Annotated in this window: 22 protein-coding genes; 1 reads left to right on the plus strand and 21 read right to left on the minus strand. The window is 61.0% G+C overall.

Going from position 1 to position 25999, the window contains the following annotated elements; genetic code table 11:
* Positions 1-2: 2 nt before the first annotated feature.
* The 7 genes from RL_RS09885 to RL_RS09915 form a co-directional block, all read right to left on the minus strand.
* Positions 3-1826, minus strand: a complete 1824-nt coding sequence (locus RL_RS09885) for a TniQ family protein (RefSeq protein WP_011651519.1) — start codon at positions 1824-1826, stop codon at positions 3-5.
* Positions 1823-2869: an ATP-binding protein gene (locus RL_RS09890; protein WP_011651520.1), complete on the minus strand. Its 1047-nt coding sequence runs from the start codon at positions 2867-2869 to the stop codon at positions 1823-1825. Before RL_RS09890 ends, RL_RS09885 begins: the two co-directional genes overlap by 4 nt.
* On the minus strand, positions 2866-5115 hold the full coding sequence (locus RL_RS09895; RefSeq protein ID WP_011651521.1) for a DDE-type integrase/transposase/recombinase: 2250 nt from the start codon (positions 5113-5115) through the stop codon (positions 2866-2868). Before RL_RS09895 ends, RL_RS09890 begins: the two co-directional genes overlap by 4 nt.
* Before the next feature lie 4 nt (positions 5116-5119).
* Complete coding sequence (locus RL_RS09900) at positions 5120-5836, minus strand: hypothetical protein (RefSeq protein WP_011651522.1); 717 nt, start codon at positions 5834-5836, stop codon at positions 5120-5122.
* Between the two features lie 242 nt (positions 5837-6078).
* On the minus strand, positions 6079-6480 hold the full coding sequence (locus RL_RS09905) for a hypothetical protein (RefSeq protein WP_041936266.1): 402 nt from the start codon (positions 6478-6480) through the stop codon (positions 6079-6081).
* Between the two features lie 798 nt (positions 6481-7278).
* The gene (locus RL_RS09910; protein ID WP_011651525.1) at positions 7279-8091 is read right to left on the minus strand and encodes a hypothetical protein; all 813 of its coding nucleotides are present in this window, start codon (positions 8089-8091) and stop codon (positions 7279-7281) included.
* Positions 8092-8170: 79 nt separating this feature from the next.
* Entirely contained in the window at positions 8171-8761 is a 591-nt protein-coding gene (locus RL_RS09915) for a type II toxin-antitoxin system VapC family toxin (RefSeq protein WP_011651526.1), read from the minus strand.
* A gap of 105 nt (positions 8762-8866) precedes the next feature.
* Here RL_RS09915 and RL_RS09920 point away from each other — a divergent pair, with 105 nt between their 5' ends.
* Positions 8867-9049, plus strand: coding sequence for a hypothetical protein (locus RL_RS09920; RefSeq protein ID WP_041936267.1), 183 nt, complete (start codon positions 8867-8869; stop codon positions 9047-9049).
* Positions 9050-9274: 225 nt separating this feature from the next.
* Here the strand turns inward: RL_RS09920 and RL_RS41120 are convergent, their stop codons facing one another.
* From RL_RS41120 to RL_RS09985, 14 genes are all read right to left on the minus strand, one after another.
* A complete protein-coding gene (locus RL_RS41120; protein WP_077988444.1) occupies positions 9275-9382 on the minus strand; it encodes a sugar-binding domain-containing protein in 108 nt (35 codons plus the stop codon).
* Between the two features lie 312 nt (positions 9383-9694).
* Entirely contained in the window at positions 9695-10828 is a 1134-nt protein-coding gene (locus RL_RS09925) for a hypothetical protein (protein WP_011651528.1), read from the minus strand.
* A 1-nt stretch (position 10829) separates the two neighbouring features.
* Entirely contained in the window at positions 10830-12746 is a 1917-nt protein-coding gene (locus RL_RS09930) for a mechanosensitive ion channel family protein (RefSeq protein ID WP_041936547.1), read from the minus strand.
* A 12-nt stretch (positions 12747-12758) separates the two neighbouring features.
* Positions 12759-13772 carry an HAD family hydrolase gene (locus tag RL_RS09935; protein WP_011651530.1) on the minus strand — a complete coding sequence of 338 codons (1014 nt, stop codon included), beginning with the start codon at positions 13770-13772 and terminating at the stop codon, positions 12759-12761.
* On the minus strand, positions 13769-14731 hold the full coding sequence (locus tag RL_RS09940) for a formylglycine-generating enzyme family protein (RefSeq protein ID WP_041936268.1): 963 nt from the start codon (positions 14729-14731) through the stop codon (positions 13769-13771). Before RL_RS09940 ends, RL_RS09935 begins: the two co-directional genes overlap by 4 nt.
* A 109-nt stretch (positions 14732-14840) precedes the next feature.
* The gene (locus RL_RS09945) at positions 14841-16445 is read right to left on the minus strand and encodes an arylsulfatase (RefSeq protein WP_197729729.1); all 1605 of its coding nucleotides are present in this window, start codon (positions 16443-16445) and stop codon (positions 14841-14843) included.
* Between the two features lie 254 nt (positions 16446-16699).
* On the minus strand, positions 16700-18001 hold the full coding sequence (locus RL_RS09950) for a BatD family protein (protein WP_011651533.1): 1302 nt from the start codon (positions 17999-18001) through the stop codon (positions 16700-16702).
* Positions 17998-19551 carry a VWA domain-containing protein gene (locus RL_RS09955; RefSeq protein ID WP_011651534.1) on the minus strand — a complete coding sequence of 518 codons (1554 nt, stop codon included), beginning with the start codon at positions 19549-19551 and terminating at the stop codon, positions 17998-18000. Before RL_RS09955 ends, RL_RS09950 begins: the two co-directional genes overlap by 4 nt.
* Complete coding sequence (locus RL_RS09960; RefSeq protein WP_011651535.1) at positions 19548-20537, minus strand: vWA domain-containing protein; 990 nt, start codon at positions 20535-20537, stop codon at positions 19548-19550. Before RL_RS09960 ends, RL_RS09955 begins: the two co-directional genes overlap by 4 nt.
* Positions 20524-21045 (minus strand): DUF4381 domain-containing protein, encoded by a 522-nt coding sequence (locus RL_RS09965; RefSeq protein WP_011651536.1) that lies wholly within the window; start codon positions 21043-21045, stop codon positions 20524-20526. Before RL_RS09965 ends, RL_RS09960 begins: the two co-directional genes overlap by 14 nt.
* Entirely contained in the window at positions 21045-21983 is a 939-nt protein-coding gene (locus RL_RS09970; RefSeq protein ID WP_011651537.1) for a DUF58 domain-containing protein, read from the minus strand. Before RL_RS09970 ends, RL_RS09965 begins: the two co-directional genes overlap by 1 nt.
* Positions 21980-22957, minus strand: a complete 978-nt coding sequence (locus tag RL_RS09975; RefSeq protein ID WP_011651538.1) for an AAA family ATPase — start codon at positions 22955-22957, stop codon at positions 21980-21982. Before RL_RS09975 ends, RL_RS09970 begins: the two co-directional genes overlap by 4 nt.
* Positions 22958-23013: 56 nt before the next feature.
* Positions 23014-24660, minus strand: coding sequence for an arylsulfatase (locus RL_RS09980; protein WP_041936269.1), 1647 nt, complete (start codon positions 24658-24660; stop codon positions 23014-23016).
* A gap of 169 nt (positions 24661-24829) precedes the next feature.
* A complete protein-coding gene (locus RL_RS09985) occupies positions 24830-25978 on the minus strand; it encodes an alpha/beta hydrolase (protein ID WP_244432376.1) in 1149 nt (382 codons plus the stop codon).
* Positions 25979-25999: the final 21 nt, after the last annotated feature.

The raw sequence follows: 25999 nt of genomic DNA on the forward strand, positions 1-25999 counted from the left end.
CTTCAGATCGGTAAGTAGATCCGTTCCACGATGCACTGATCGACCTTGTCTTCAGGAAACGCCAAAGGGATGCCACGGTCCTGCCTGCGTCGACCCAGACCACGCGTACTGCAGCGTGTCTGTTGAGCGATCAGTGCGAACGTGACGTACTTTGAACTGAAATCTTCGAAGTCACTCTCGGCCACTATCCAGACCGGTGCGCGACTTTGATGGAGATGGATCCTTTCGGCGCGAAGGTAGCCCTCGCTCACGAGGTAGGTGAATGCCTTGGACGTCAGCAGCATCCGCTTGCGAACCTCGGCACGATCAAGAGCCGAGCCGGGCGCCTTCCAATACAGACTTTCAATTTCCGCTGGGTCAAATCGAAGGCCGGCGATCCCTTCGTCTTCCGCGCGTCCGCAACGCTTAAAACGTCCTTCGATCACAGCTTCTAGGATGCCTACATAACTGGTATTCGCAAGCTTCACCGCCTTGGAGATCGGCACCAAGGCCTTCGAACATGGCGTGATCGTATTTTTCATGATGCAGTCACGAAGTCTGAGCACCGCGGTCTTCGAATAGCGGTTCTGAAGCCGATAGCTTCTTTCACTGCCTCCGTCACGCTTCACGACCGGTTCGATCAGTCCTCCTTTGAGCAGGTACCAAGCGTGCATGCGATTGATGCCGAGGATAGCGGCGACCTCTTCCAAATCGATCATGTCCCGAAGCTTCCCGAGCGCGTTTTCAACGACCGCGACGGGAATGGTTTGTTCGCCGTCCTTCTGACGAACCGAGTCCAGATGGCCCATTTCGACTAGCAGGCGGCGCAGCGTCTGGTCGCTTGAGCCAGTCGCATCGACCAACGCGGAGACGGTCGTCCATTCGCTGTCCGTCACTTTTCCGAAGAACTCGGAGCCATTGATTACTCGCACTGTTTTGAGCGTGTGCGAGCGAATGCGTTCTCTTAACACGCCGTATTCTGGTTCCTTGAAATTGATCAGAAGGGCGGAGTACAGTTTCCCGTAGAGGGCCTGTCCACCAGCATAAGAAGCCCGACCATTTGATCGGATGTAATCCAGCAGTTCGGTGAAGCCGTGGCTCCCACGGACGATGAAGTCGAAAGCAGTGTTTCGCGCCTCGACCATAGCTTCGTTTGACAAACCAGCGAATGCCGTATCTCGTCCGTAGACGTAGGCAGTGCCGAGTAGTTCGCAGGCGGTGATGCCGACCGCCGGTGTGACGGTATCCAGGAAGTCCCCGTGGTTTCGCCGTCCTTCGAGCCGATCGCAGACGAAACGTTCGAACGCTGTCATCTGTCTTGGTACGCTCTCCAGAATCAATTCAGGCATCGACTCCGCGACGACCTCTAGCTGACTGATCAGGTCATATGGATGACGCTGGAGGCCAACGTGTTCGGCCTCAACGATTTGTGTCAGGTGGACTGGACAGGTCTGCACCGAAAGAAACATCCAATGCGGCCGAAGGCGTCGCCGGGCACCGGGCATAAGACCTTCATCCTGATCGTCTGAAAGGATGCAATGCGGGCAGAAACGCAACCGGCGTGGCCCGACGACCATTCTCTTCCCGAAAGTCGCCCCCGCGACGGTCACGCTCGCGTTATCGTTGGTGACGACGGCGCGGGCGAAAAGTTCGTCTTCGGAACGTCCAACTTGTCCGGCGACTCTTGCAATTTCATCCCGATCGCCCCTGAGGAAGGCCGCCCGATCGATGCCGAGATACCGGAAGAGGACCCGCGAGTTCGGCGCGGAATTAGCCCGCGCGAGGCGTGCGAACCAACTTGTAAGAGGCTCGTGCTCGAAGAGCGGGACGTCGAAAAGAGCGCTCACCCTTTCTTTCTCCGACGCTTAGGAGCCGAAGCCGGATCGACCAGGTAGCCCTTGTCATCCACCTCGCGCTGGATCTTCTGCCAGTCCGCTGACTTGAATACGTTCTGTTCGTCAGGGCAATCCCTGGCGAGGCGTGCGTACCCCTGCGCAAAATGGTTTGGAAGCAGGACGCCGCCGGCCTTGTCGTCCCAGATGCACTTTTCCAGCGAATTCTTGATAATTTGCACGGTCATGCCGAACCGCCAAATTCCGCCGTGCATGAGCCGCTGCACAAATTCGTGAATCAAAGGAAAGCCGATCCTGATGTCGCTTGCGTCAGCAAGCTTCTGCACCGTCTCGACCACTTTCCCGACTGTGGTCTCGTCGTTGGGCATGTCCTTTACGCGGATGATCGGTACGCGCCGATCCAACTGCTTGTGCTCGTCGCGATCCAAGATACCCTCGATCTCCGGAACACCCGACACGATGACCCAAATCGGATATGACGGGGTCTGCATCAAGTTTTTGATCGAGTTGCTCAGATGAGTGTACGCGTGGCTGGTCGGGGCCTCCAGCACATGCTGAAATTCATCAAGCACGATCACACGCGTGCCCATCTTCCTCATTCGATCGAGGAGGATATCGTTCCAGACGACGTCTTCGTTGGTCTCGCCGTGAACGGGCAAGCCGCTCTGAGCGGCGAGGCGCGCTCCCAGCTTCTTCCAGGTACAGCTCGGCGGCGTGACTGCACGAAGGCTCAACGACATCCTATTGTAAAGGCCATCGAAACTGGCGAATGACGGATGGTTGTCCAGAAGATGGTCCAACGCCTTCGACTTTCCGGCGCCGCTCTTACCCAAAATTGTAAGTGCGTACCCGCTCGTTGCGTTCCCCGACATGATATGGGCCAACATGATCTCGATCTCTTTCGCGAGTTCGTCGTCCACTGTCGTGGGAACATGAATGTCCTGGATTTTTTTGATTATTGCCGCACGATCGACCGTCTTGCGCGACGCCGTTCGGAGCAGGTGCTCCATCATGCTCGTAGCGGGCTGCTCAATCACGATTCGTCCTCTTCAGACTCACCAACATTGGCCGAGTCGGTATTGTAGCTTTCCATGATCTGCGCCCATGTGAGCACGCCGTCCGTTTCAGGGGGCTCTTCGACACTGGCGTCGACGTCGTGGCCGACGCTGGCGGGTAGTGGCGCAAACGGATCGGTCCCGTCGGTACTTCCGCTAGGACTATAGGTGCCGTCCCCGTAGTCGGTCGCCGCCTCGTCGACGATCGTGAATCCGGCTACGACCATTTTAGACCAATGATACATCATTTCCGGGGTTGCGATTGGCGAAGCGATGCCCGCAGCCGCCTTGCTGGCGTTGGCGAACACTCTCGCGTCGGCAAGGTTTTTTGCCGCGACCTTGGCGGCGACCTTGGCGTCCCGCCCGAATTGCGACTGCAGGTATTTCATCTGATCCAGCCAGTGCATCACCCTGACGCCCTTCAGACCATCCATCGCACACTCCACCTCGAACCAATCGCCGGCCGGTTTTTTGGAAAAGGGGTCCTTGACATGGATTTTGGAGAGGTCGATCTCGTTGACGCGGACAGACAGTTCGAGATCGTGGCGACGCAGACGTAGAGCCTGGAGCCTCCGATTCGAATAAGGAAGACCCAAAATTTGGATGCCGTAGTTCCCCAGCTTGTACTTGGCGACGATGCTGAAAGCCTCGGCATATTTCTCTTCGCTCGGAACCGGCTTCACACCGCCCTTGCCATTCTGGCTGAAGAAGCGCCACGCCTGGAGCGGGGTCATTCCCTGAAGGCCGCGATGCTTCGTATTGTGGTAGCAATCAACGATCAACATCACGATCAGATCGGCAAGCTGGTCGTCCGTGATGTGCCTGTGCTTCTTGGCATCGTATTTATCCCGAAGCAGGACGTTGCTGAACGTCTGGCCGGAGAGAAGATGGATGTAGCGCTGGTTGATCGTCCGGAAAAAGCGCTCCACTCTACCTCGCAGGTGCGGATGCTTTGACGGAGGGATTGTCACGTTCCCGGTATATGACATTACCGCCTGTTGGAATTCATTCGATGTGTAGCTCGTCCCCGCGTCGACGTGAACGCTCTCCGCGGTTCCTTGCTGCACCCACGAGGTCGTCGTTCCGTAGAGCTGGGTCTCGAACTCCTTCGAACGGGCGACCATCGCAAGTGTAGCGACGGCCGACGCTCCGTCTGGCCCGCCCCATAGAAGTTTCATGCCGCAAACCGATCGGGAGCAAGCATCGAGAGCAACGGAGAGCCACACTCTGCCGTCGTTCTTTTCGCCGATCTTCTCTTCGATGCGGCGCTGCACCTCCGGATGGAGATAGTCCCAGATTCCATTCCTCACGAGCAGTCGGATGACGTCGAGCTTGTGTTCGTCCATTTCGACGACTTCCAGCGGTCGCTGTGGCTGGTATCCGCGACGGGACATGCCGAATTTCCGGATCACCCTCATGGGATCGCCGGCACGGGCCACCTCATTGCTGAAATTTCCTAGGTCGTCGATGATCCGTTGAAACGTTCTAAGTGACGGGACATCGAACCGGGGCATTTCACTTGCCTCGCGTGCATCGTTAGCCTCCGACATTTGTACATAGCAGTCGAGCTTGGTCGGCCTGTCCTTGCTTTGAAACTTCTGAGCATATTCGGCGTGGAAACGCAGCTCGTCGGTGGTGAAGCGCGACTCCTGGCCGACCCGGCCCCGATGACGGGGAGCGAGAGATGTCGGCTCAAGTTCGTTGTCCTCGAAACGCTCGACGAGCCTTCCGAATTGCCGAGGACCGGGAATGACGGCGCGCTTGCCGGTCTTCGGAGGAATGAGAAACTCGTTCTCCGCCTTGAACGCCGCGATGAATTTCGCGTAGCCGGCGTCGGATCGCGGGTAGTATTCTCCGGTCTCGTATCGGTCGAGCTCGAGTTCGAGGAATTCGGCTACCATCCGCACCCGGAAGATCGTCGCCGCCGACATGTCGAAGATCTTGATCCCCTTACGTCTGGCGATCGCATTCTTGGCGCTGAAGTATCCTTCTTCCCATTCGATCTGCTTGTGACGGAAGAGCTCGGAGATATCTGAATATTCGAGTGCCTCCGTCCTCGGCGGGTCCTTCCCGTCGCAGGTTTCGATGAGGACGCCATCTTCCCACTCTGAACCGTCGTTGCCGGTCTTCTTGGATTTCAGGCACCAGTCACGGGCTTGGTACCGAATGAGGTCGTCCTGGGTAAACGTGTATCTGGTGTAGTCGAGCACGGACGCGGTCACTGGCATCGGTTCAATCCTTCGAAATCGCACCGATCCACGATCCCTCCGACATGATGACGTTCTCGGGGGTCGGGTGGTCGAAAATGGCAAGTTGCCTGTCGATCAGGTCCCAAACGGCAGTCCAGATGTTCGCCATAGGGAGATCGGGCAGGAGTTGGGCGAGATGCCAGACCTTAGCGCGTCCGCCGTGCTCCAGCAGTGCATCATGCACGCGCGACGTCTCGGAGTTGTTCCGGACCTCGCGGGTGTGGAGAATGTTCTCGGCCGCGTTAACACGACCTTTCGTGATGTCCCTGTTGGTGACGAGAACGAACCGATCACCACTGTTTTTGGGAAGTTGGTTATTGAGGAGTTTAACCAAACCTGCAGTGGCGCGAGCGGTGCTGCCCTCCGCCTTGACGACGAAATACGTAATCGCGCCACCCACCGCGGTTCGCCGGACGTCGACGATGTGAAGGATAGTCTTGCCCTCGACGATCACGCTATAAGGTCCGTCTTGCCCCTTGATCGCGAGCGTGTCGTGACGGGCGAGCAGGATCTTCACGAGACCCGCTTCTAGGTTGCTCTCCAGACGATGGTAGGTGTTCGTGGAGCGATCAAGGATCACAACACGACACGACGCGATAGTCTTGACGAACTCCTCTTCCTCGACCTCATCGCCGAGCGTCCCCTTGAACGGGATCTCGCGGTCAAACTCGCCGCGCTGAGGCGGCGTTCCAGTCCGCACACCCAGTTCTTCGTTATATTTCGAAGCCTCCTACCTTTCTCGTGACGGTCGAATTCGCGAAGTTGGTCTCGTTTGCGATGGGACGTTCGAGGATGTCGAAGCCCTGGTGACGTGAGTGCATCATATCGATGAGTGCGGCGAGCATGGTCGTGGATCCTATCCTGGCGTACCTTTAGGGAAGACATGCCGGAGACGAACGCCGGCGTGCCTCGTGATGGTCTGGCGCCGTCAGGCGGCGTCGCTCAGCAGGGCGATGTCATGCCCTTCAGCCTCCGCCAGGCGGCGTCGCTCAGCAGGGCGATGTCATGCCCTTCAGCCTCCGCCAGGCGGTACTGAAACGAGGCGATGCGGTTGCTGAAGGTGCGCAACGAGCACGGTCGCAGCTCGTGTCCGGCCGGTCTCCAGTCGTTGAGGTCCTCGATCTCGGACTGCATGGCGGAATAGGCGGCAAACATGCCGAGCGCCCCTTCGACGTGCATCATCGCGTGCTTCTTCTGAAGCGCGACGTTGGTCGCGGAGAAGCAATGCTTGTCGGCCTCGAGGTCGAGGGCTTCGACGATCTCCTCCACGTCGACGACGCCGTACTCCTCGTCGAGTTCGGAAAGATAGGTGCGGGGCAGGATGGACTCGATCAGGTCGCGCATGACTACGTACTCCTTGTGCTGCGACAAACTCTCGGTTCGGCAGGACGACGGCGCAGCCGGCTCGGCGCTCGAAAGAGCGCGCGAGTCCTAGGCCTGCGATGCAGTCCTGGTAGGCACGACGGGGAAATTGGCCGCGCTACGGCCGCTCGGACGTCAGCCTATCGGCTTCGCGACGCGTGCGAGCAGGGCGGTGGCGGCGATGGCGGTCATAGGACCGCGGGAGAACAGCTCAATCACAGGCAACCTCCGGAAGGAGCCGCCGGGCCTCATGGCACGCGACGGACAGGATGAACGAGACGACGACGAATGTCGCGTCAGGCTATCTGCGGAAATTCCGCGTTGTTCCGGGAAACGTTGCGAGCGAATGCCGAGAAGGCTGTATTCTCGTAACCAGACATTTCGAACCCTCATTCCAAAAATCGGTGGGAAGAACTTCGGGACGGCCGAGCCCTCATCGCGGGCACGGCGCAGCTCTGTCGACGCCTACGGGGCCAAGCGGGCAGGGGGCCCGGCTATTATCGACATGACTGCAGTCATGGCATGCTCCTCAAGGCCGGTCCGCCGACATGACGGACCTTACGGCCGGGCTGCACCATAATTCGACAATACACGCAATGCAAGAGTATTTTCCGATGGCATGCGGGCGTGCGTCTTTTGATCAATTTTCAATCGCGACGCCCTTTCAGTATGTTACGACGTCATACGCTTAACAAACTGTCAACTCTCTCGAATCCTGTCCCGATTTGGGACTGGAGACGCGCACGCAAGGATTCAACTAAAGCGCGCAAGGATTCGCATTTATAGGGACAAGTCAGAGACCACATCGGAATAGGTGTCCGCCGCTTCGCCGCAGGGCGGTTCCACGGCTTCGACATGCCATGGCGACTTGACGATCGTCTTCCAGATCGCGTTCTCGGTGAGCAGCTTGATCGCGGGTATCCCTTCCGCCGCCGGAAGCTGCATGAGGCCGAGCTGGTCGAGCGACTTTCCGAACGTTCTTACAATTTGCGACGCGGCCCAGTCGGGATCTTCGACGTGCCACGCGGCCAGGACGCCGTGGCGCACTCCGGGAGACCGGTGGTCAAGCATGGACACGACTTCGACGGAAGTACCGTGCACGGCGCCGACGAGCAGGCGGTCCGGCGTCTCGTGCGTCCAGAGGACGTGGCACCAGCCCTCGCGGACGTCGACCGGCCGCGGGTCCTCGGCGGAGGTCGTTTCGCGGAAGTACTGCAGCATGTCCGGCAGGGCGAGATCTTCCAGCAGGTCAAAAGTCCGCCCCGCCTCGCTTGACCGCGGATCGAGCTCCTTCAAGGTCCGAAGATGTTCGAAGATTTCGTGAGCGAGAGCCCGTGAAGGCTGACCAAGATGATTGCAGAGGGTGAACCAGTCACGTGAACTTTCCCCGGCGACGGATTTGAAGGCGCCCTCAAGAATGAGCGCTGAATACCGCCAGTCGCTGGGTTTTACTCCGGGCGTCCCGTCGATGAAGCCGAGCATGGTCTTCGCACTGCGACGCCGCTTCCCGAGTTCTGTCGCGAGCTGGGGATACACTCCCCACCCGTGGGTGTAGGGATAGTTGTTCGGCGCCATCATGAGCCTGATCGACATGGGAATCTCCTGGTGAGCGTACGCCCCACCGTCTCTTCACATGTCGCAAGGTACAACGCCTTTCGCCGTCCCCCGGTGACTAGGATCGGCGGTCGGGAACAGGCCAGCTCGACTGGATCACGTCGTCGTTTGCTGCCTCTCCGACATACCAGCCGACGGGCGGCTCCACATGCCAGACGTCCGCACGAGGATCGTAGACGCCGGGGAGTGGGAAATGCTGATGGATCAGGCAGAAGTCGGCGGCGTTGAGGGTGGCGATTGGGAGCTGGTGGGCGATGGAGAGGGCCGCCAACATTGTGTCGCAGCCCAGGTTGACCCGGTCCTGTTTGATCGTCCTGCCATACCTGTCCTTCTTTTCCGGAGTGAAGAAGAAGTGCTTGAGAGGGGGGTGCGCGGCCATCGCCCCGAGCACACGGGCCGCGGCCACGTCCATTTCAGGCTGAACCATACGACTGGCGAGAAACTCCTCGAACCAGGCGAGCAGTTCGATCGCCTTCTTCGAATTGTGCCGCTGCACGTTGCGGATGCCATATTCAGTCTCATAGATGGTGATCCACGAGACGGCGAGCGATCCGCGAGGCAGTTCCGCCAGCCATTCCCAAACCCAGTCCGGAGGCTCGGGAAGATAGGCCACGCTGATTATGTTGGTATCAACGAGAATCTGCCCCACCGGCTCGCCGCTTCCAATTGTTGGTCCCGTCTAAACGAAGGTATGCTAACTGCTTTGCGCCTGTTAAAATGTTACCGTTCGAATCTTTGTTGGCGGTGGAATGGAATGAACCCGGTCTGGACGGCCAAGGACCTCGAGAGAAATCTTGCGCGGGTGCTGGAACAGGCAAGAACCGTTGGTCCGCAACGGATTCGCGACGAGACGGGTATTTATGTGCTCAAGATCGAAGATGACTTCAGTAAGCCGGATGCCGCCGATTCTCTGTTGAAGTTGCGTCCCAAGGGCTAGATTTCGGCGCCCCCACGGCAAGGATTCGTTAACTACGTTCCAAGCTTGAGGCCACGTTACCAGAAGTGCCGACAAATTTGTCAGCAGGCGCTACGGCGCCAAGCGGTGATTGGGTGCCTTCGAGATCGGCAGCTTAAAATTTACTGACAGACAGGTCGACTGCCCGATCCCGCCGAAATCCCCGCGGTCTTGCGATCGGCTTCGAGCCATCGCAACTGGTTGTTATCACGCCTCGTCCAACAGCATCTCCGCGGTGATCTTATCCGTCACCAGGATGTTCACGTATCCGCCACGCAGCGCGGCTCGGATCGCAGGAACCCCGTCTTTTCCAATAGCTGCGGCGAACGGCTACGCGACCAAGTTAGGACCGTCGTCGATACGGTCGGCGCAGGCGAGACGTTCGATGCCGGCGTGCTTGGCGTCACTCGAGAGGCAGTGCCTGCTCAGGGCACGAGTTCTGCCGGGAAGGGGGCCTCACGATTTCGCTTTCTCGCCAACGTTTGCTTAAGTTGTTCTCTCGCCACATGGCGGCAGAGTGGATCGTGCCGGAAATCTTCGACAAGATGTCGAACAGGCGCGTTCAAAATTGACGAACTGGTATGACGATCTGAGGAGATCAAAGCTCTTCCGCCGGCTCGCCCACCTTCAAAGTAGCAAAAGTCTTTTCACGATCGGACCGAGCTGGGAATACGGCAGGTACGATGCGCCGACCACTAACATCGGCAGCAGTGCCGGCACCAGAACAGGCAGGACGTTCCCCTTGTTGATCAGCATCGCGGACGTCTTCATTGATGCGAGGTAGACCGGTTTCACATCGCGGAATTCCGCCACCTCTGGCTCTCTTTCATCACCGACGACATTATCTCCGAGCGTCGCACGTTCGCTCCATCGCTCGAAATCCGTCACCTTCGAGAGAGACAGCAGGATCGTCTTCCTTTTCAGACGGGAGACTTGCATGGCGACGCCGACGAGTGGAACAGCATAGTAGATCACGACCACCACCAGCCACGCCCCGCAGACGGCGGTGAACAGACCGGGTGTCACGGTCTCGCGCTGCATCACATGGCCGACGCCGGCCGCGAAGACGGAACTCACCGCAAGCGTGAAGAGGCCATAGCCGGCTTGGTAATAGCTGAGGAAGCCGAGGCCGCCATGGCCGTCGGGATGCGTGACCACGAGACGGAGATGGCACCTTGCGACGCTCGACAGGAATAGGCACCAGATCACATGCTTCCATACGAGACGCGTCAGCAGGAACCAGTAGACGGTGTTGCCGACTGCCAGGCACCAGAAGCCTGTCATCGAAATGCTTCCGTCGCCGACCGCCCATGGGGGCGCGGATCCGCCAAGGAACGTGGACGCATTGAAGACCGTCGCGGCGAGCGCCAAACCTAAGCAGATGAGTTCCGGAAAGCCGGCAGTTGTTCGAGCGCCTGCATCACGCAGGGCCTTCCGGGTGTCTGGGATGGATTGCGACGACACGAGCGGAATCCTAAAGAGGATTGAAACGCACTCGTCGAGGGCGAAACCGATGGGCTTTTCCGCCAGCGTCAGCAGGACCGGCGCGATCAGGAACTTTGCCCACGCTCCCCAGTCGTGAAGGAAGAGGCCGGCCCCGTGTCCGCCGCTGGTCGCCAGCAGAAGCAGCACCGGGATTGTCCAGCATAGGCCTGCGAAGACGAATGCCCGCCATCCGCGCTTGCGTATGCCAAGCCGGGTCATCAGCTCGTAGAACGGCCCGCCATGCATGATCCGCAGGCGATCGTCGTCGCTGGCCATTCTACCCCTCCGCGGCCACCACCTTGGCTTGCTGCGTGCGTATCGCGGCCGCCGCAGCGGCAGCGCCGTCCCTATCGTCGCCGCCGACCTGCACCGACGGCGTCGCGAATTCGATGCCGTTCGCCTGGAAAGCCTCTCGAATTTTCGCATAGGCCTTGCGCCGGATATAGGTTTGCATTCCGGGCACTGTCGTCATCGCAAAGCTGAGAACGATGCCATAATCGCCGAACTCCTCGACACCCTTCATCTTCAGCGGCTGGATAAACATCGGCCCCAGTTCCGAATCGGCCTGCAGCTCGGCGCCGATCTTTTTCGCGAGCTTGCGCGCCTTCTCTATGTCGGTGTCGTAGCTGACATTGACCCGGAATTTGTCGATGACCCAGTCGCGGCTCATGTTCTCGACGGCGCCGAGCTCGCCGAACGGAACGGTGAACACCGGGCCGCGGTGATGACGAAGCCGCACCGACCGGAGGCTGAATCCCTCGACGGTCCCTTTGTAGCTCTTCGCCTGAATGTATTCGCCGACACGGAAGGCGTCGTCGAGCATATAGAAGACCCCGCTGATGACGTCCTTCACCAGCGTCTGCGATCCGAAGCCGAGCGCCACGCCGAAGATGCCCGCACCTGCGATCAGCGGCCCGATTTCGACGCCGAGCTCCGCAAGCACGATCAGCCCGGCGATAGCCGCCACCATCACGGCCAGCACGTTCCGGAAGATCGGCAGCAGGGTGCGAAGCCGCCCCCGCCGGGCAGCCTGCGAAGGATCGTTTCCAGCTTCGGCCTGCACCGAGAGGCGCCGGTCGATCCACGACTTCGCCAGGTGCCATGCGAGATCGGCAAGCAGCAGGACGACGACGCTCTTCAGAAGTCCGTAGGCCACCGAGGCCACGGCAGGATCGCTGTGAACAAGCGAGTTGGGATCGACCCTCCACACGATCGCCACCCATGCGACGGCGATGGCGACAACGACGGCCCGGCTGCCGCGGACAAGCAGGACGCGCTTGGTGCTATCGGGTTCCGAGCGAATCGTGTCGGCTGCCGTCTGACCGGCGAACCGAAGCGCCGAGGGCAGCGTCATCGCGTAGACGCCCAGCCAGAACAGACCGCGGAGACCGACGCACCAGAGTGCCCAGATGATCACGAAGGCAAGGCAGAGCGCGATGCGCATGCGAAGGGGCCTCTCGGACGAGGAGACGACGCCCTCAACGGCCAGGGCGAGAAGAACGATCGAGAAGCAGAACGAGATCGCCGCCGTCACCGAGGGGTCGACCGACAAAGGCCGGCCGAGGCTTGCCGCTGCGATCCCGACGATCGCGGCCCCCGCGAAAATCTTCGTCCGCCTGCGAGCGGAAATTGTCAGTACGGCCGTGTCGAGCAGCGCCGAGATCGCCCGATATGCCGAGAGCGCCAGCAGCGAGACGAGGAGTACGATGCGTGGGAGTGCAGGCCAATCGAAGGCAAAGTAGACGGCGGCCATCGCCACCGCAGAGATGCCAATGGCCAGCAGGCGCTCCTGCAGCCCTTCCATGCGCCTTCTTGATCGCGCAAAAAGACGTTCGGCGAAAAGTCCGACTGCCATCAGCCCAAGGAATGCGACGAAGACAGGCAGCCGGCCATGGGACAGCGCATCTTCTCTCGTGCGAGCAGCGGCGGCCATCACCTCGGCGGGAATCCTTGGCATTGCCTGAACGACACCATCGATCCGGCTCCGGGTGGCAGCCTCCCATGTGGCCAGCCCGGAGTCCGCTTGCTGGACAGTCGTAAGTGCCGGGCCGGGCGCTTTCTCCAGCCATGCCCGGACCTCGGGATCCTGCAGTAGCCGCACGAGGTCGTCGACCTTCTGCGGCCGCGGCGCTTCCTGGGCAGTGGCGACGACGGACATCAACACGAACAGGAGGAGTCCGCCGATCCATTTCATGCGCATGTCCTTCTATTTCTCGAATGAGAAGACCTTCTTCCAGTCCGCCTTCATATCGACAACCAGCCAGTTGCGGCGCTCCGCTTCGTCGAGCGCCTTGTCGAGCTTGCCGATTTCGCTGTTTCGATCGTAGGCGACCTCCCGTTCCGCATCCGTGTGATGGACGATCATCGCAAAGCTCGGACCCTTGGCGGTGACCCATCGCAGCATCTCGTAGTCGCCGTCAGAATTCCCGGCCACGAAGATCGGCTTGCGCCCGATGAACTTGTTGATGCCGGAAGGCTTGCCGGCGCCATCGTCGACGAAGTCGATCTTCGGCAGCCTGTTGAGCACGGGCTCGTCGCCGACAATGGCATATTCCGTCGTAATGGTGCTGCCGACCACCTGTTCCGGCGGGATGCCGTACATTTTCTCGGTCATCGGTCGCATGAATTCGACGCCGCCGCCGGAGACGATGTAGGTCTTGAAGCCGTTGGCCCTGAGGTAGTCGAGGAGTTCGCGCATCGGCACGAAGGTCATCTCGTCGTATGGTTTTGCGGTTTTCGGGTGCTTGGCGCTCGCAAACCAGTCGGTGACGATCTTCGAGAACTGGTCCGTCGTCATCCCGGCATGCGTCGTCATCGCGAGATCCATGATCCCTTTCTCGCCGCCTTTCATCACGCCCATCGGATCGCCTGCCAGCACCGACTTGAACGGCTCCTTGGCCTGCCATTCAGGGTGCTCCGGTGCGAGCGTCTTCACACGGTCGAGCATAAAAGCAAACTGGAAGTAGATGGGTTGCTCCGACCAGAGGGTGCCGTCATTGTCGAAGACCGCGATCCGGTCTTCGGGAACGACGTATCCCTCGCCGCCCTCGGCTGTCGTTGCCTTGACGAAATCCATGATCCTGGTCTTCGCCGCGGTATCGTTCCAGGACGGCAGGACCTCCTGCGCCATGGCCGTTCCGACGACGCCACTGACGAGTAGCAGCGCGGCGACGAGAAATGATGCAAGCACGGTATCGGAAGCCTGGAAACGTCTTCTCATTTCGCTTCTCCTTCGGTGCGCCTGACGCAGCGGAAGCCGACATGGCTGGTGGACGTATCCTCGGGCTCGGCGTGGCGGGCGGCAGGACGGTAGCGTCTGCAGTAGTTTGGGGCGCAGAGATGGGAGCCGCCCTTCAGCACCCGCCGCGCTATCCGGATTTCCGGCTGGCGCGGATCGTAGCTCGCCTCGGCGTCGCGCCCGCGTGGGTTGCTCGGAATGCAGCACGAGTGCTTCGCCGGTTCGGGATGCCGGGTCGACCAGTAGTCGCTGGTCCATTCCCAGACGTTGCCGATCATGTCGTAGAGGCCGAAGCCATTCGGCGGGAACGATCGCACAGGCGAGGTGCGTTCGTGTCCTTTCGGCTTCGTCGAGTGGATAGGGAACGTGCCGCTCCAGGTGTTTGCCATCGGCACACCGCCCGGCGCGAACTCGTCGCCCCATGCATATTCCGCATCATCCAGCCCGCCGCGGGCGGCAAGCTCCCATTCGGCTTCCGTCGGCAAATCGAGCCCCGCCCAGTGCGCATAGGCAGCGGCGTCCGCGTAGGCGACATGCACGACCGGATGGTCGAGCTTGCCGCGCAGATCGCTGAGACCGCCGAGGGGGCGGCGCCAGTTCGCACCGAACTTGAATGTCCACCACTGGGAGATGTCAGCGCCGCTGACCGTTTTCGGCTGCGTGAACACCAGCGATCCCGCCCTCAGCATCTCAGGCTTCGCGCCGGGATAGTCCCTCGGATCGGGAGCTTTCTCCGCGACGGTGACATATCCCGTCGCCTCGGCGAATTGCTTGAATTGCCTGTTGGTGACCGGCGTTTCGGCCATCCAGAAGCCGTCGACGGTCACGGGATGGGCCGGGGCCTCTTCCGGATAATGCTTGTCGGATCCCACCGTGAAGGTACGACCGGGTATCCAGATGAATCGGTCCCGTTCCGTCATGTTGTCGAATGCTAAAGCCATCGCTGTCTCCAGAACTGATGGGCTGACCTTAGCTCTCGCGAAGCAGTGTCCCGGCCACACCGGAGCATTACCAAGCTTCATCTAGCTTCGCGACTAGCGGCCTCGATCTCTATCTCGACGCCGGAGAGGACAACTGTTCCACGACCTTGTCGAGATTGAAGCTTGCGGGTTTTTGCCTCGGCGGAAAGTCCTTGAAACTGCTCAGCCAATTTGCCGCCAGTGCTTGCAAGGGAACCTGAACAAAAGCGTGGTCCGCCAACCATTTGTCGTAAAGAATTGACTCATCTCCCCGTTCGAAGGGATCGGCGCGCAAGTTGAACAGCTTCGGAATGCGCAGCTCTTCAAAACCGCGCATCCAGACGCCGATGCCCTCATGGTTCTGCTCCATGAAGACTGCCTTCCAATCATCGTAGCGAAGCGAGACAAGCTGGCCGTCATCGTTCCAGTAGATGAATTCGCGCCGCGGCGCGTCCTTCACCTCACCCTTGAAGAAGGGAATGAGATTGTAGCCGTCGAGATGGACCTTGAAGGTCTTGGTGCCGAACTGGCCGCCCTTGAGGCACTTCTCGACGATATCGGGATCACCGCCTGCGGCTGCGAAAGTCGGCACCAGGTCGTAATGCGCGAAGGTTTCGTTGAAAACGGTTCCGGGCTTGATGGTGCCAGGCCAGCGGATCAGCATGGGAACCCGGTAGCCGCCTTCCCAGTTGGTCGCCTTCTCCCCGCGAAACGGCGTGTTGCCGCCATCCGGCCAAGACATCACTTCCGCGCCGTTGTCCGTCGTAAAGACGACGATGGTGTTGTCAGCCACTCCGAGCTCTTCGAGCTTCTGGAGCAACTGCCCGACATAGCCGTCCAATTCCACCATGCCGTCCGGGTAAGGTCCCAAACCCGTCTTGCCCTCGGATTCCGGCTTCAGGTGAGTCCAGACGTGCATCCGGGTTGGATTGAAGTAGCAGAACCACGGCTTGTCGGCCTTCTGCTGCCTGTCGATGAAGTCCATCGCAGCGCCCAGAAATTCCTGATCCACCGTCTCCATTCTCTTGGTGGTGAGCGGTCCGGTGTCTTCGATCCGTCCGTCGGCAGACGCCTTGATGACGCCGCGCGGCCCGAAGCGTTTGGCGAAATCGGGATTCTTCGGGTAGTCGGGGTTCTCAGGTTCTTCCTCCGCATTGAGATGATAGAGGTTGCCAAAGAATTCGTCGAAGCCATGGTTGGTCGGAAGGAACTCGTCCTTGTCACCCAAGTGGTTCTTGCCGAATTGCCCGGTTGCATAGCCGAGTGGTTTGAGAAACTCGGCGACGCTCGGATCCTCTGCCCGCAGACCGATATCCGCGCCGGGGAGCCCGACTTTCGTCAGACCCGTGCGAATGGGAGATTGCCCAGTGATGAATGCGGCGCGACCGGCAGTGCAGCTCTGTTCGCCGTACCAGTCCGTGAACATCGCGCCTTCGGTCCCGATACGGTCGATGTTCGGTGTGCGGTAGCCCATCATGCCGTGATTGTAGATGCTCGCATTGAACCAGCCTATGTCATCCGCCATGATCATGAGGATGTTCGGCTTGCGCCCACCCCCTGACGACGAGGCCTGTTGCGCTATCGCAAGACCGGGCGCTGACAATGACACCGCACCTGCAGCGAGGGCAGTACCTGCCGCCAGCAGATCCCGTCTACTAATCCCCTGCCGAATTCCACTAGGCGCTCGATTCTTCATTTCATTGACCATTGGCGTGTCTCCCGGCAAGGCAGGTGGAACCTAGGCCCTCAGGCTAGCGACACGTCAAAATGAGGGAAGCACGTTACTGTAAACCTGACGGGGTGTTACAGTAACAACTTCGCGTCGTGGGAAGCCGTGGCGTCGCCGCTCGACGCGATTGGCGGATCAGCGATGTGAATCCAGTCGGAGATCAGGCAACGTAGACGCAGATTGCCGCTACGCGTCCGCGCACCAAGAGAACCTTGTTACCGTTACAATGGGCCTTCCGTTGGATTCAGGTCGGGCAAGGCTGGCTTGGCTGGCCGACGATCGGCGGTCGGCAAGGTAATCGCCGACGCCAGCGCCGCCCGGTCCCACTGCACGTCGCGCGACCTGAAGAGCCGCCGCTCGAGGATAGCCAACTGAACCGTGAGGCGCGGACAGGCCTCCGCTTCCACCCACTCCGACGTTGTCCGGTATCCCAGCTTGCGGCTCCAGTCCTGAAGCCCCCGGTAGACCGCGAGGTCGTCACCTACTCCAATGATCGTTCGTATCCGGCCCAGCCTACGCCGCGGAGAATTCCGGCCCCGCGCGCGCGCATCCGCCACCCAGGTGCGAATGGCCGGTAACCGCCGCCATGCGAAAGCGGCGACCGCCAAATCGATGGCGCACAGCGAGAGGACCAAAAGCCAACCTCTCCGGGCGCGGCTCGCATGGGCATTCACGTCGCCTTGAAGCTCGGGCTGGATGCGTTCCGTCACTGCAGCCTGCGCGACGACGACGTCGGTAGCGGGAAGGGCCGCGGCCGAAAGGACGTGCCCGTCAACGTCGAACCACGGATACGAAATCGCAGGAAGCGGAAAGCGCCCCGTGCTAGGGGCCGTATAGACGACCGTCTCGGTCCGCATGCTGCCAGTTTCGACGCTGCGGCCGATCCCCCGCTGCTCGATGCCGTCTGCAAGTACCGGAGGCTTTTCGTACAGCGACATCCCCGCAGTCGTGCCGAATTCGACCGGAGGTATCAGCATCGCCTGTGTGTCCTCGGCAAAGACGACGACCGTCCTCACCAAAGCGTCGCCTACCTTCAGGCTCGCCGGGTCCCTGTCGAAGAACTGCGTCATCGTCAGGCCGCGTGCGGCGAAGGGAGTAGCGGCCTGGTGGGACGAAGCGCCGACCTCGAAGGAGGGAAGGGCGACCTTCACAATCGCCTTCGTCGAATTGCCATTGGACGAGAAGCCGAGATCGATCTCGACCACCGGAAGCTGGAAGGACCCCGCCTTTTCCGGAACGACCGCATAGCTTCTACGGATCCCGGCATATTGCGTGCCGTCGATCGTCTGCACCAGGTTCTGAGCGCGGTCGGTGGACAGCGTTACAAGCGCATCCGGCACATCGAAGAGCGGAAACTGCGGCGGCGATGTGAAGAATTCCGGCGCGAACACGTCGACGACGACGTGCACCTGCAGGCCGGGAACGATGCCTTCGGCGCCTTCGATCGACGCGCGCCCGAACGGCTCGGCTGCGAAGACGTATGTAGAAGTCAGAAGGCCGATCAGGAGCATGAGCAATCTCATTGCGAATTCCTTCCCGCCTCGATCGAGAACTTGCGGGCCATCAGGTCGGCCGGGCTGACGTTGATGTTCTTCATCCACATCTCGGAGGTCTGTTCGGCGACGTTGATGGTGCCTTCCTTGCCCTGCTTTCCCTTGTCGTCGAACTGGATGCTGTCGGGCGCTTCGCTCGGCTGCTCCGGCTGCTCTTCGTGCTTTTCCTTCTGGGCCTCGAGGAGCTGCTGCGCGACGGCGAGGTTCGCAATCGCGTCCCCCCAGTCCTTTCGCTTCTGAAGCGCCTTGCCGTAGGCGGCGACGGCTTCGTCGAACTTTCCGAGATGAAGAAGGGAGTTGCCCTGGTCGTACCAGCTCTCGGCGGTATCGACGGAAGCAAACGCGTCGACCGCCTCCTGAAACTTGCCGGCTCGATAGAGCGCGACGCCCCTCCACATCGGGTCGGCGAAGTGCCCAGCAGCGGCGTCGAAGTCGCCGCGTTCGAAGGCGATCCGCCCCTGCTGGTCCTGCGTCAGCCACATGTCCATCAGACCGTCGGCACGTGCGCTGTCTGGCGAGAACATATGGACCGCCAACAGCACGGCGCTGGTTCGCACCACCCACCCCTTGCGGAAGGAGAACGCCATTGCGACCGACAAGGGCAAGATCAGCCACCAGCCCAGGTCGCGCCAGCGGTCGCCATCTTTGGCCTGCTTCTGCGTAAAGTTCGCACGCACCCGCTCCGCTATCCACCGCACGTCCGTGTCGTCATCGGTCACCGTCGCGACGTCGGCTCCGGTCTCCTTTTCGGTTTCCTCCAGCCCGGCGAGGTCGAGCTTCGAGAACAGGCGTGATCCGGAAGCGTCGGAAGCGAATCCTCCGTCGTGCGTCTTCACCGGACCGCCGGCCGACGTGCCGACACCAAGGATGATGATGCCGTTCGAATTGGATTCGATCGCCTTCGAAGCCGCGTCTTCGACTCCGTCGGTCAGCAGCAGGATCGTGCCCGACGCCTTTTCCTTTTCGAGGAGCTTGTCCGCGAGCGACAGGGCGGCTGCCGTGTCCTTGCCGGGCCTCGGCATCAGCCGCGTCGCCAGAGCATCGGAGTAACTTTCGAGCAAGGCAGCGTCCTCTGTCGGCGGCAGGACGAGATGGGCGGTGCCCGCATAGGCGACGATCGCAGTCCGGGCACCTTGCCTCGTATCGATCAAGTCCTTGATCTTCAGCTTGGCGCGCTCGATCCGCGACGGGGTCACGTCAATGGCATCCATCGTCTGCGACAGATCAACCGCGATGACGAGAGGCGCGGTGTCCTCGACGAACGGCGGCGGTTCACGCTGCCACGTCGGGCCTGCCGCGCCGACGATCCCGGCGACGAGTACCCCTGCCAGGACCCATGACGGCCGGATCCTCGAGCCTGCCGACCCGTCGACCATCAGATTGTCGAGCAGATGCGGCGCGATCATGCTCTTCCACTGCGACCGGACGTCGCCCGAGCGGGACGCCAGCCACAATATCAGTGCCGGCAACAAAAGCAGGAGCAGCAGCCAGGGGCGAATGAAGTGAAAGTCGGCGATCATGCAATGGCTCTACGGCGAACGAAGCCGACTGCGCCGGCAGACGCATGAAATCCTGCCAGCAGCAGAACGGCTGCCAGCAGCGGCCATTGAAATAGCTCGACCCGCGGCCTCCACGACAGCTTTTTCTGGTCTCCCGGCGTGATCTGGTCGAGCACCTGGTAGATGGACGCGAGCTGCGCCTGGTCGCCGCCGAAGAAGTATCGACCGCCGGTCTTCTCCGCGATCTTCTGCAGCGTCGCCGTGTCGAGCTTGTCCTCGCCTGTTGCTAGCGGGTCGCCGATACCGACGGCATGGACGACGACGCCTTTCGACTTCGCAATCTCGGCAGCCTTCAGCGGCGGCATCCGGCTTGCGGTGTCGTTGCCGTCCGTCAGAACGATCAGCACCTTCTCCGGAACGGTCGTCTTCTCGAACATCTTGACCGCCAGCCCCAACGCGTCCCCGAGCGACGTCCGCGGTCCTGCCATCCCCGGCACGGCGTCGGCGATCATCGTCTCGACCAGTGCGTGGTCCATGGTGAAGGGCGCGAGCGGGTAGGGGGCATCACCGAAGGCGACAAGGCCGATCCGATCGCCGGGCCGCCTGCCGACGAAGTCGGCGACGACCTGCTTGACCGCGTCGACACGGGCAAGCGGCTTCCCATCCGCGCCGGGGAAATCCTTCGTGTCCATCGACTGCGAAAGGTCGAGCGCCAGAAGAATGTCGCGCTGCGGTTCGACCTTCTCGATCGGCGGCTCGACGAATTGAGGACGGGCGAGCGCCACCACCACGAGGCACCACGCGGCTCCTTCGCACAGGATCTGTGGCCATGTCCTGCGGGCGATCACCGAACCTTCGGTCGGTCGCACCCCGGCCGCCTCGGCCACTTCGGTGAAAAAGGGCAGTCTGATCGACGCGGACGTTTCCCGATGCGGCGGGAGCAGCCACCAGACCAGCAGGGGAACGGGGAGCGTCAACAATAGCCATGGGAGATCAAGCTGGTACATGGTGACGCTCGATCCAGTTGCGGGCGGCGGCCACCAGGTCGCTGCAGACGTTCGATGGAAGGTCGGCGACGACCTCCGCACCATGGTATTCGAAGTCGTCCAGCAGCCGCTCGAGGGCATGCCCGGCACCATCCAGATCATGCTCCTCAAGAAAGCGGGTCCAGGCGTTGGCCGAAAGCGAGGCGACTTCAGTACGGGGCCAGGCCGCCAGCGCCGTTCGCTTCAGGACCTCGCAAAGGTCTCGAATGCCATCGCGCCGGGTCGCAGAGTTTCGAAGCTGCTCGTCGATGACGGTCAGGAGGGCCAAGGCTTCGCGCCGGTATGCGTCTGCACGATAACGCAAGATCCATCGGATGCCGGTCAGAGCCAACATCACGAGCAGGGCGCCCGCGAGAACGCCCCACCCCCATGTCTGCGGCATCCATGACACCGGTTCGAGCGTCGCGATGTCGTGCAGTGATCGCAGTGCCGCTTCCGTTATCGGATCAGGTTTCGCCGTCGGCTCCATCAGCGTCTCCTCTGTCGCCAGGCGGACTGCTCGAGAAGTCGCCGAAGCTGAGGCGCAGTCTCCTCGGCGGCAGAGACCGGCAGCATCGCCAGTCCGAGTTCGTGCTGCCATGCACGAAGTTCCCGCCCACGTTTCCGCGCGAAGGCGTCTATCGAGGTGCGGACGCTTGCTGTTCGAAGCGCCAGCTCCGCCTGCGGACCGCCGCCGCTGACGACGATGTCGCCGGAGACCGGCAGCTCCAACAGGAAGGGATCGTAGACGAGAATGCAGACGACATCGTTGCGGGAGGAGAGGCGCAGGAGAAGGTCTCGGGTAAGCTCCGTATGTCCGTCGAAGTCGGAGATCACCACCACGAGGTGGTCGTGATGCGCGATGTTCGAGACGGTTTCGAGCACGGCGTCGAGCTGTCCGGACGCCGCCGCCGAGGCCGCATCGGCCCTCAGTTCCTTGTTCTTTTCGGCGATCCGGTTCGCGAAGGCGATCACGGCGTTGCGACTGCGATGCGGCTTCACCTCGCTGGTCCCACCGTCGCCGAAGACGAATCCGCCGACCCGGTCGCCGGAACCAAGGATACGCCAGGCGCAGAGCATCGCGGCTTCCGCTGCCGTGACCGATTTCATCGAGCGCCTGCTGCCGAAGAACATATTGATGCGCTGGTCGATGATGATCAGAGCCGGGCGTTCCTTCTCTTCGGAATAGACGCGGACCACCGGTCTGCTGGTTCGCGCCGTGACGCGCCAGTCGATGGAGCGGATGTCGTCGCCGGGTAGATAGTCGCGAAGTTCTTCGAAGATCAGTCCCCGGCCGCGCATCGCCGACTGCATGCGGCCCGCAAGCTGCTGGTGGCTGCGCGCCTTCTGGACGAAGCTCAGATCTCGGGCTCTCGCTTCGAGCGCGACCAGTTCGTCCGTCGAAACATAGACGCCCGCATCGCTCATGAGACCGCCACCAGTTCGACGATGCGGTCGATCACCTTGTCCGGCGTGGTATTTGACGCATGCGCCTCGTAGGACAGGATCAGCCTGTGGCGAAAAACGTCGTGGACGATCGCCTTGACGTCGTCAGGGGTCACATAATCGCGCCCCTTCAGCCAGGCATAGGATCGCGAAACCTTGTCGAGGCCGATCACACCGCGAGGGCTGGCACCCACCTGCAGCAACCTCGCGAGATCCTTGTCGTAGCGGTCGGGATAACGCGTGGCGAAGACGAGCGCTACCATGTACTTCTCGACGGGCTCTGAAACGGTAACAGCGCCGATTTCCTTCCGGGCGTCGAAGATGGCCTGTGGGTTCAGCTTCTCCGGCAACGGCGGCTTCGTGCCGCCATGCGTCTGGTTTTCCTCGTCGCGGTTGAGCCGCATAATGGCCGCCTCCGACGTCTCGTCGGGATAACCGACCTCGACATGCATCAGGAAGCGGTCGAGCTGGGCTTCGGGGAGAGGGTAGGTGCCTTCCTGCTCGATGGGGTTTTGCGTTGCCATCACCATGAAGAGTGGCGGCAGCGGATAGCTCTTGCCGCCAACGGTGACCTGCCGTTCCTCCATGGCCTCGAGCAGAGCGGACTGCACCTTGGCCGGCGCGCGGTTGATCTCGTCCGCCAGAATGAGATTGGCGAAGATCGGCCCCTGCTGGAACTTGAATTCGCCCTTGCCGCCCTCGCTGAAGTAGATCTCGGAGCCGGTAATGTCGGCCGGCAGAAGGTCGGGCGTGAATTGAACGCGTGAAAGCTCTGAATCAAGGTTTTTCGCCAGGCTCTTGATTGCTCTGGTTTTTGCGAGGCCAGGCAGCCCTTCGACGAGTAGATGCCCATTGGCAAGTAGGCCGAGCAAGAGCCGCTCGACCATCGCCTCCTGGCCGATGATCGACTTGCCGATGCGCTGGCCGAGCTGAAGGACGTCTTCACGAGCTGACATGGCACTCTCTATGATTGAGGGATAGGCGCGCCGGGACCCGGCGCGTCCATATCGGGCTACTTCTCGATGCCGCGATCCTTGAAGGACTGGTTGATCGCCTTGTCGACCTGGTCGCGCACTCCTTCGATGTTGAAGCTGGCGACGCGCTGGCTCGGTGGATACTTGACGAAGGTCTCGAGGAAGGCAGCGCCCTGCAACTGACCCTTCACAAGCAGGTAGTCGTTACGAACGACGAAGTCGTTATATTGATCCGACACGACGTCCGCCCGTTCGTAGGGATCCATGCGCAGATTGAACAGCTTCGGGATCCGCCAGGTGACGAGCGGGTTCTGCCAGACCGCGAATCCGCCGGGGAGCTGCTGCTCTTTGAACACCACCTTCCAGTCGTCGTAACGCGTCGCAACCAATTCGCCGTCGTCGTCGAAGTAGTAGAAGTCGCTGCGGGCGCTCTTATCGGTCTTGCCGGTGAGGTAGTCGAGCTGATTATAGCCGTCGAGATGGTTGCGGAAGCTGGTGGCGCTGCCCTCCGGCTTCCAGCCGCTCAGGAGGCGGCTTTTAACGTCGGAATCACCGGCGGCCGCAAGCAGCGTCGGGAACCAGTCGAGGCCGGACATCATTCCATTCGAAACCTGGCCCGGTTGAATGCGCCCCGGCCATTTGATCATGGCGGGCACGCGGAACGCGCCTTCCCAGTTGGTATCCTTCTCGCTCCTGAATGGAGTTGTTGCAGCGTCCGGCCAGGACCACTGGTTCGGCCCGTTGTCGGTGCTGTAGACGACGATGGTGTTGTCGGCGATCCCGAGTTCGTCGAGCTTTTTCAAAATCTTTCCGACCATCTGGTCGTGCTCGACCATGCCATCGGCATATTCGTTTCCGACCATGCCGCTCTGGCCCCGCATCGACTCCCGCACGTGCGTGAAGACGTGCATGCGAGTCGCGTTCATCCAGGTAAAGAACGGCTTCTTCGCCTTCACCTGGCGGTCCATGAAGTCCATAGCCGCGGCGCTGGTCTCGTCGTCGATGGTTTCCATCCGCTTCTTGGTCAGCGGGCCGCTATCCTCGATCTTGCCGTCGGCCGACGCCTTGATGACGCCGCGCGGAGAATAAGCTTTCAGAAACTCCTGGTCATCCTTGGGCCAATAAGGGGCTTCCGGCTCCTCTTCGGCGTTCAGATGGTAGAGGTTGCCGAAGAATTCGTCGAAACCGTGCTTGGTCGGCAGGTACTCATCGCGGTCGCCAAGATGGTTTTTGCCGAACTGGCCGGTCGCATATCCAAGCGGCTTCAGCGCCTGGGCGATCGTGATGTCGCCGGCCTGCAGGCCGACCGGAGCACCGGGTGCGCCAACCTTGCAGAGACCGGTGCGCAGGCATGTCTGGCCGGTGATGAAGGTCGAGCGGCCCGCCGTGCAACTGTTCTCGGCATAGTAGTCGGTGAACATGATGCCGGCCTTGGCGATGCTGTCGATGTTCGGTGTCTTGTATCCGACGACGCCGAATGAATAGGCGCTGATGTTGGTCTGTCCGACGTCGTCGCCAAAGATGACGAGAATGTTCGGCTTTGAATTTTCCGTGGTGGCCGACGGAGTGGTCGCCGCTGGCGCGGGCTGCTGTGCGAAGGCCGGCGCGACGATGACGGCCGAGGTCATGGTCATCACGACCGCGGCCGAGGCTGCAAGAAGTCTTCGATGGGTGGGCGTACTCATCACGAGATTCCTTTCTACTAGCGAATGCGTCTGGCTTGTCAGGCGGAGTGCGTAGTTTTCGTCGGGTTCCTATGCGCCGCGATACTGTGCTTCAGGCGCAGCAAGGGGGTAAGCTTGTAACAGTTACATTGCAGGCAGCCGGGGGTAACAATCGGTCCAGGCTGCGGGTCTACTGGGTCAACGGCTTCGACTTTCGATCGCTTTCGAGGTCTTCTCCCACCTCCCTGCCGGACGGCCGCCGCGTCCTCACAGGCTGTTCGACGATCGTCAGCGGGGCGGCGACGGCCGCGCCCGCGACCGTGCCCACCGTGCGCGCCGTCCCGCCCACGACTGCGGCGACGCCTTGACCGAGAGAGACGTTGGAATCCGTCAGCGTCTGCCCGGTCATCAGCCTCTGCCCGATGAGCTGGACGATCTCCGGGCTCTCAGCGAACTTGCCGTGGTGCAGGCTGTCTTCGGTCTTGACCTTCGTAAGATCGATGGCCGTGATTCCGGCTTTCTCCAGCCGCGAGCGATATGGCTCCTTCGACGGATCGATTGCGCCGAGACGCGACACGTTGCCGGTGATGAAGCTCGACGCTGCGAGCGCCCTGTCGTCCTGGGAGACGAAGATCGTGAACTGCGGTTTCGGATCGCCCAACTCGACGAACTGCTTAGCGAACACCTGGATGTCGATGTCGGGCGAGGCGAGGATAACGTTGTGTATCTTGGCGTTGACATGGCCGTCGCGGATGCCCATCTGCCGCAGCGATTCCATCGCCAGCCACGTGCCCATGGAATGCGCGAGGATGGTGATGTCTTTCACTTCAGGATCGGCTGCGAGGACGCGCAGGGATTGTTCGAGCGCCGTGCGCGAATAGTTCGTGCTCTCCTTGTCGTATTCGTATCCGGTGAGTTGCGCGCGTGACGGCCAGGTGAATAGGATCGGCGTCGCCTGCATGCCGCTGTCGTGGACGATCTGGGCTAGGCGGAAGACCGAGTCCTCGTATGTGTTGTTGAACCCGTGGATGAAGACGAGCGCATGCCCGCCCTGGATATGCTGGCGGAACCATGCCCGCCCTTCCGGAATGGTGTCGATCTGCTTCACCCGCGTGACGGCAAAGTCCGTGGCGGGATTGGGCGGCAGCCGCTGCGGCCACTGGACGGTGCCCGCCTCGCGCTTCGGCGGAATGGAAACCGCAACGTCGGTCATGGAGGGCTTCGGGCTACGCTCGCCATTGAACAGCGTCCTCGCGTCGCCAGAAGGCTGCCTGGTCGTCGCCACCAGCATGTCCACCTGCGCCGTGCTCGTTCCTGCCGCCAGCGGAACAGGCTGCATGACGCCGCTCGGGTGCCCACA

This window comes from Rhizobium johnstonii 3841, assembly GCF_000009265.1.
GTDB lineage: Bacteria > Pseudomonadota > Alphaproteobacteria > Rhizobiales > Rhizobiaceae > Rhizobium > Rhizobium acaciae.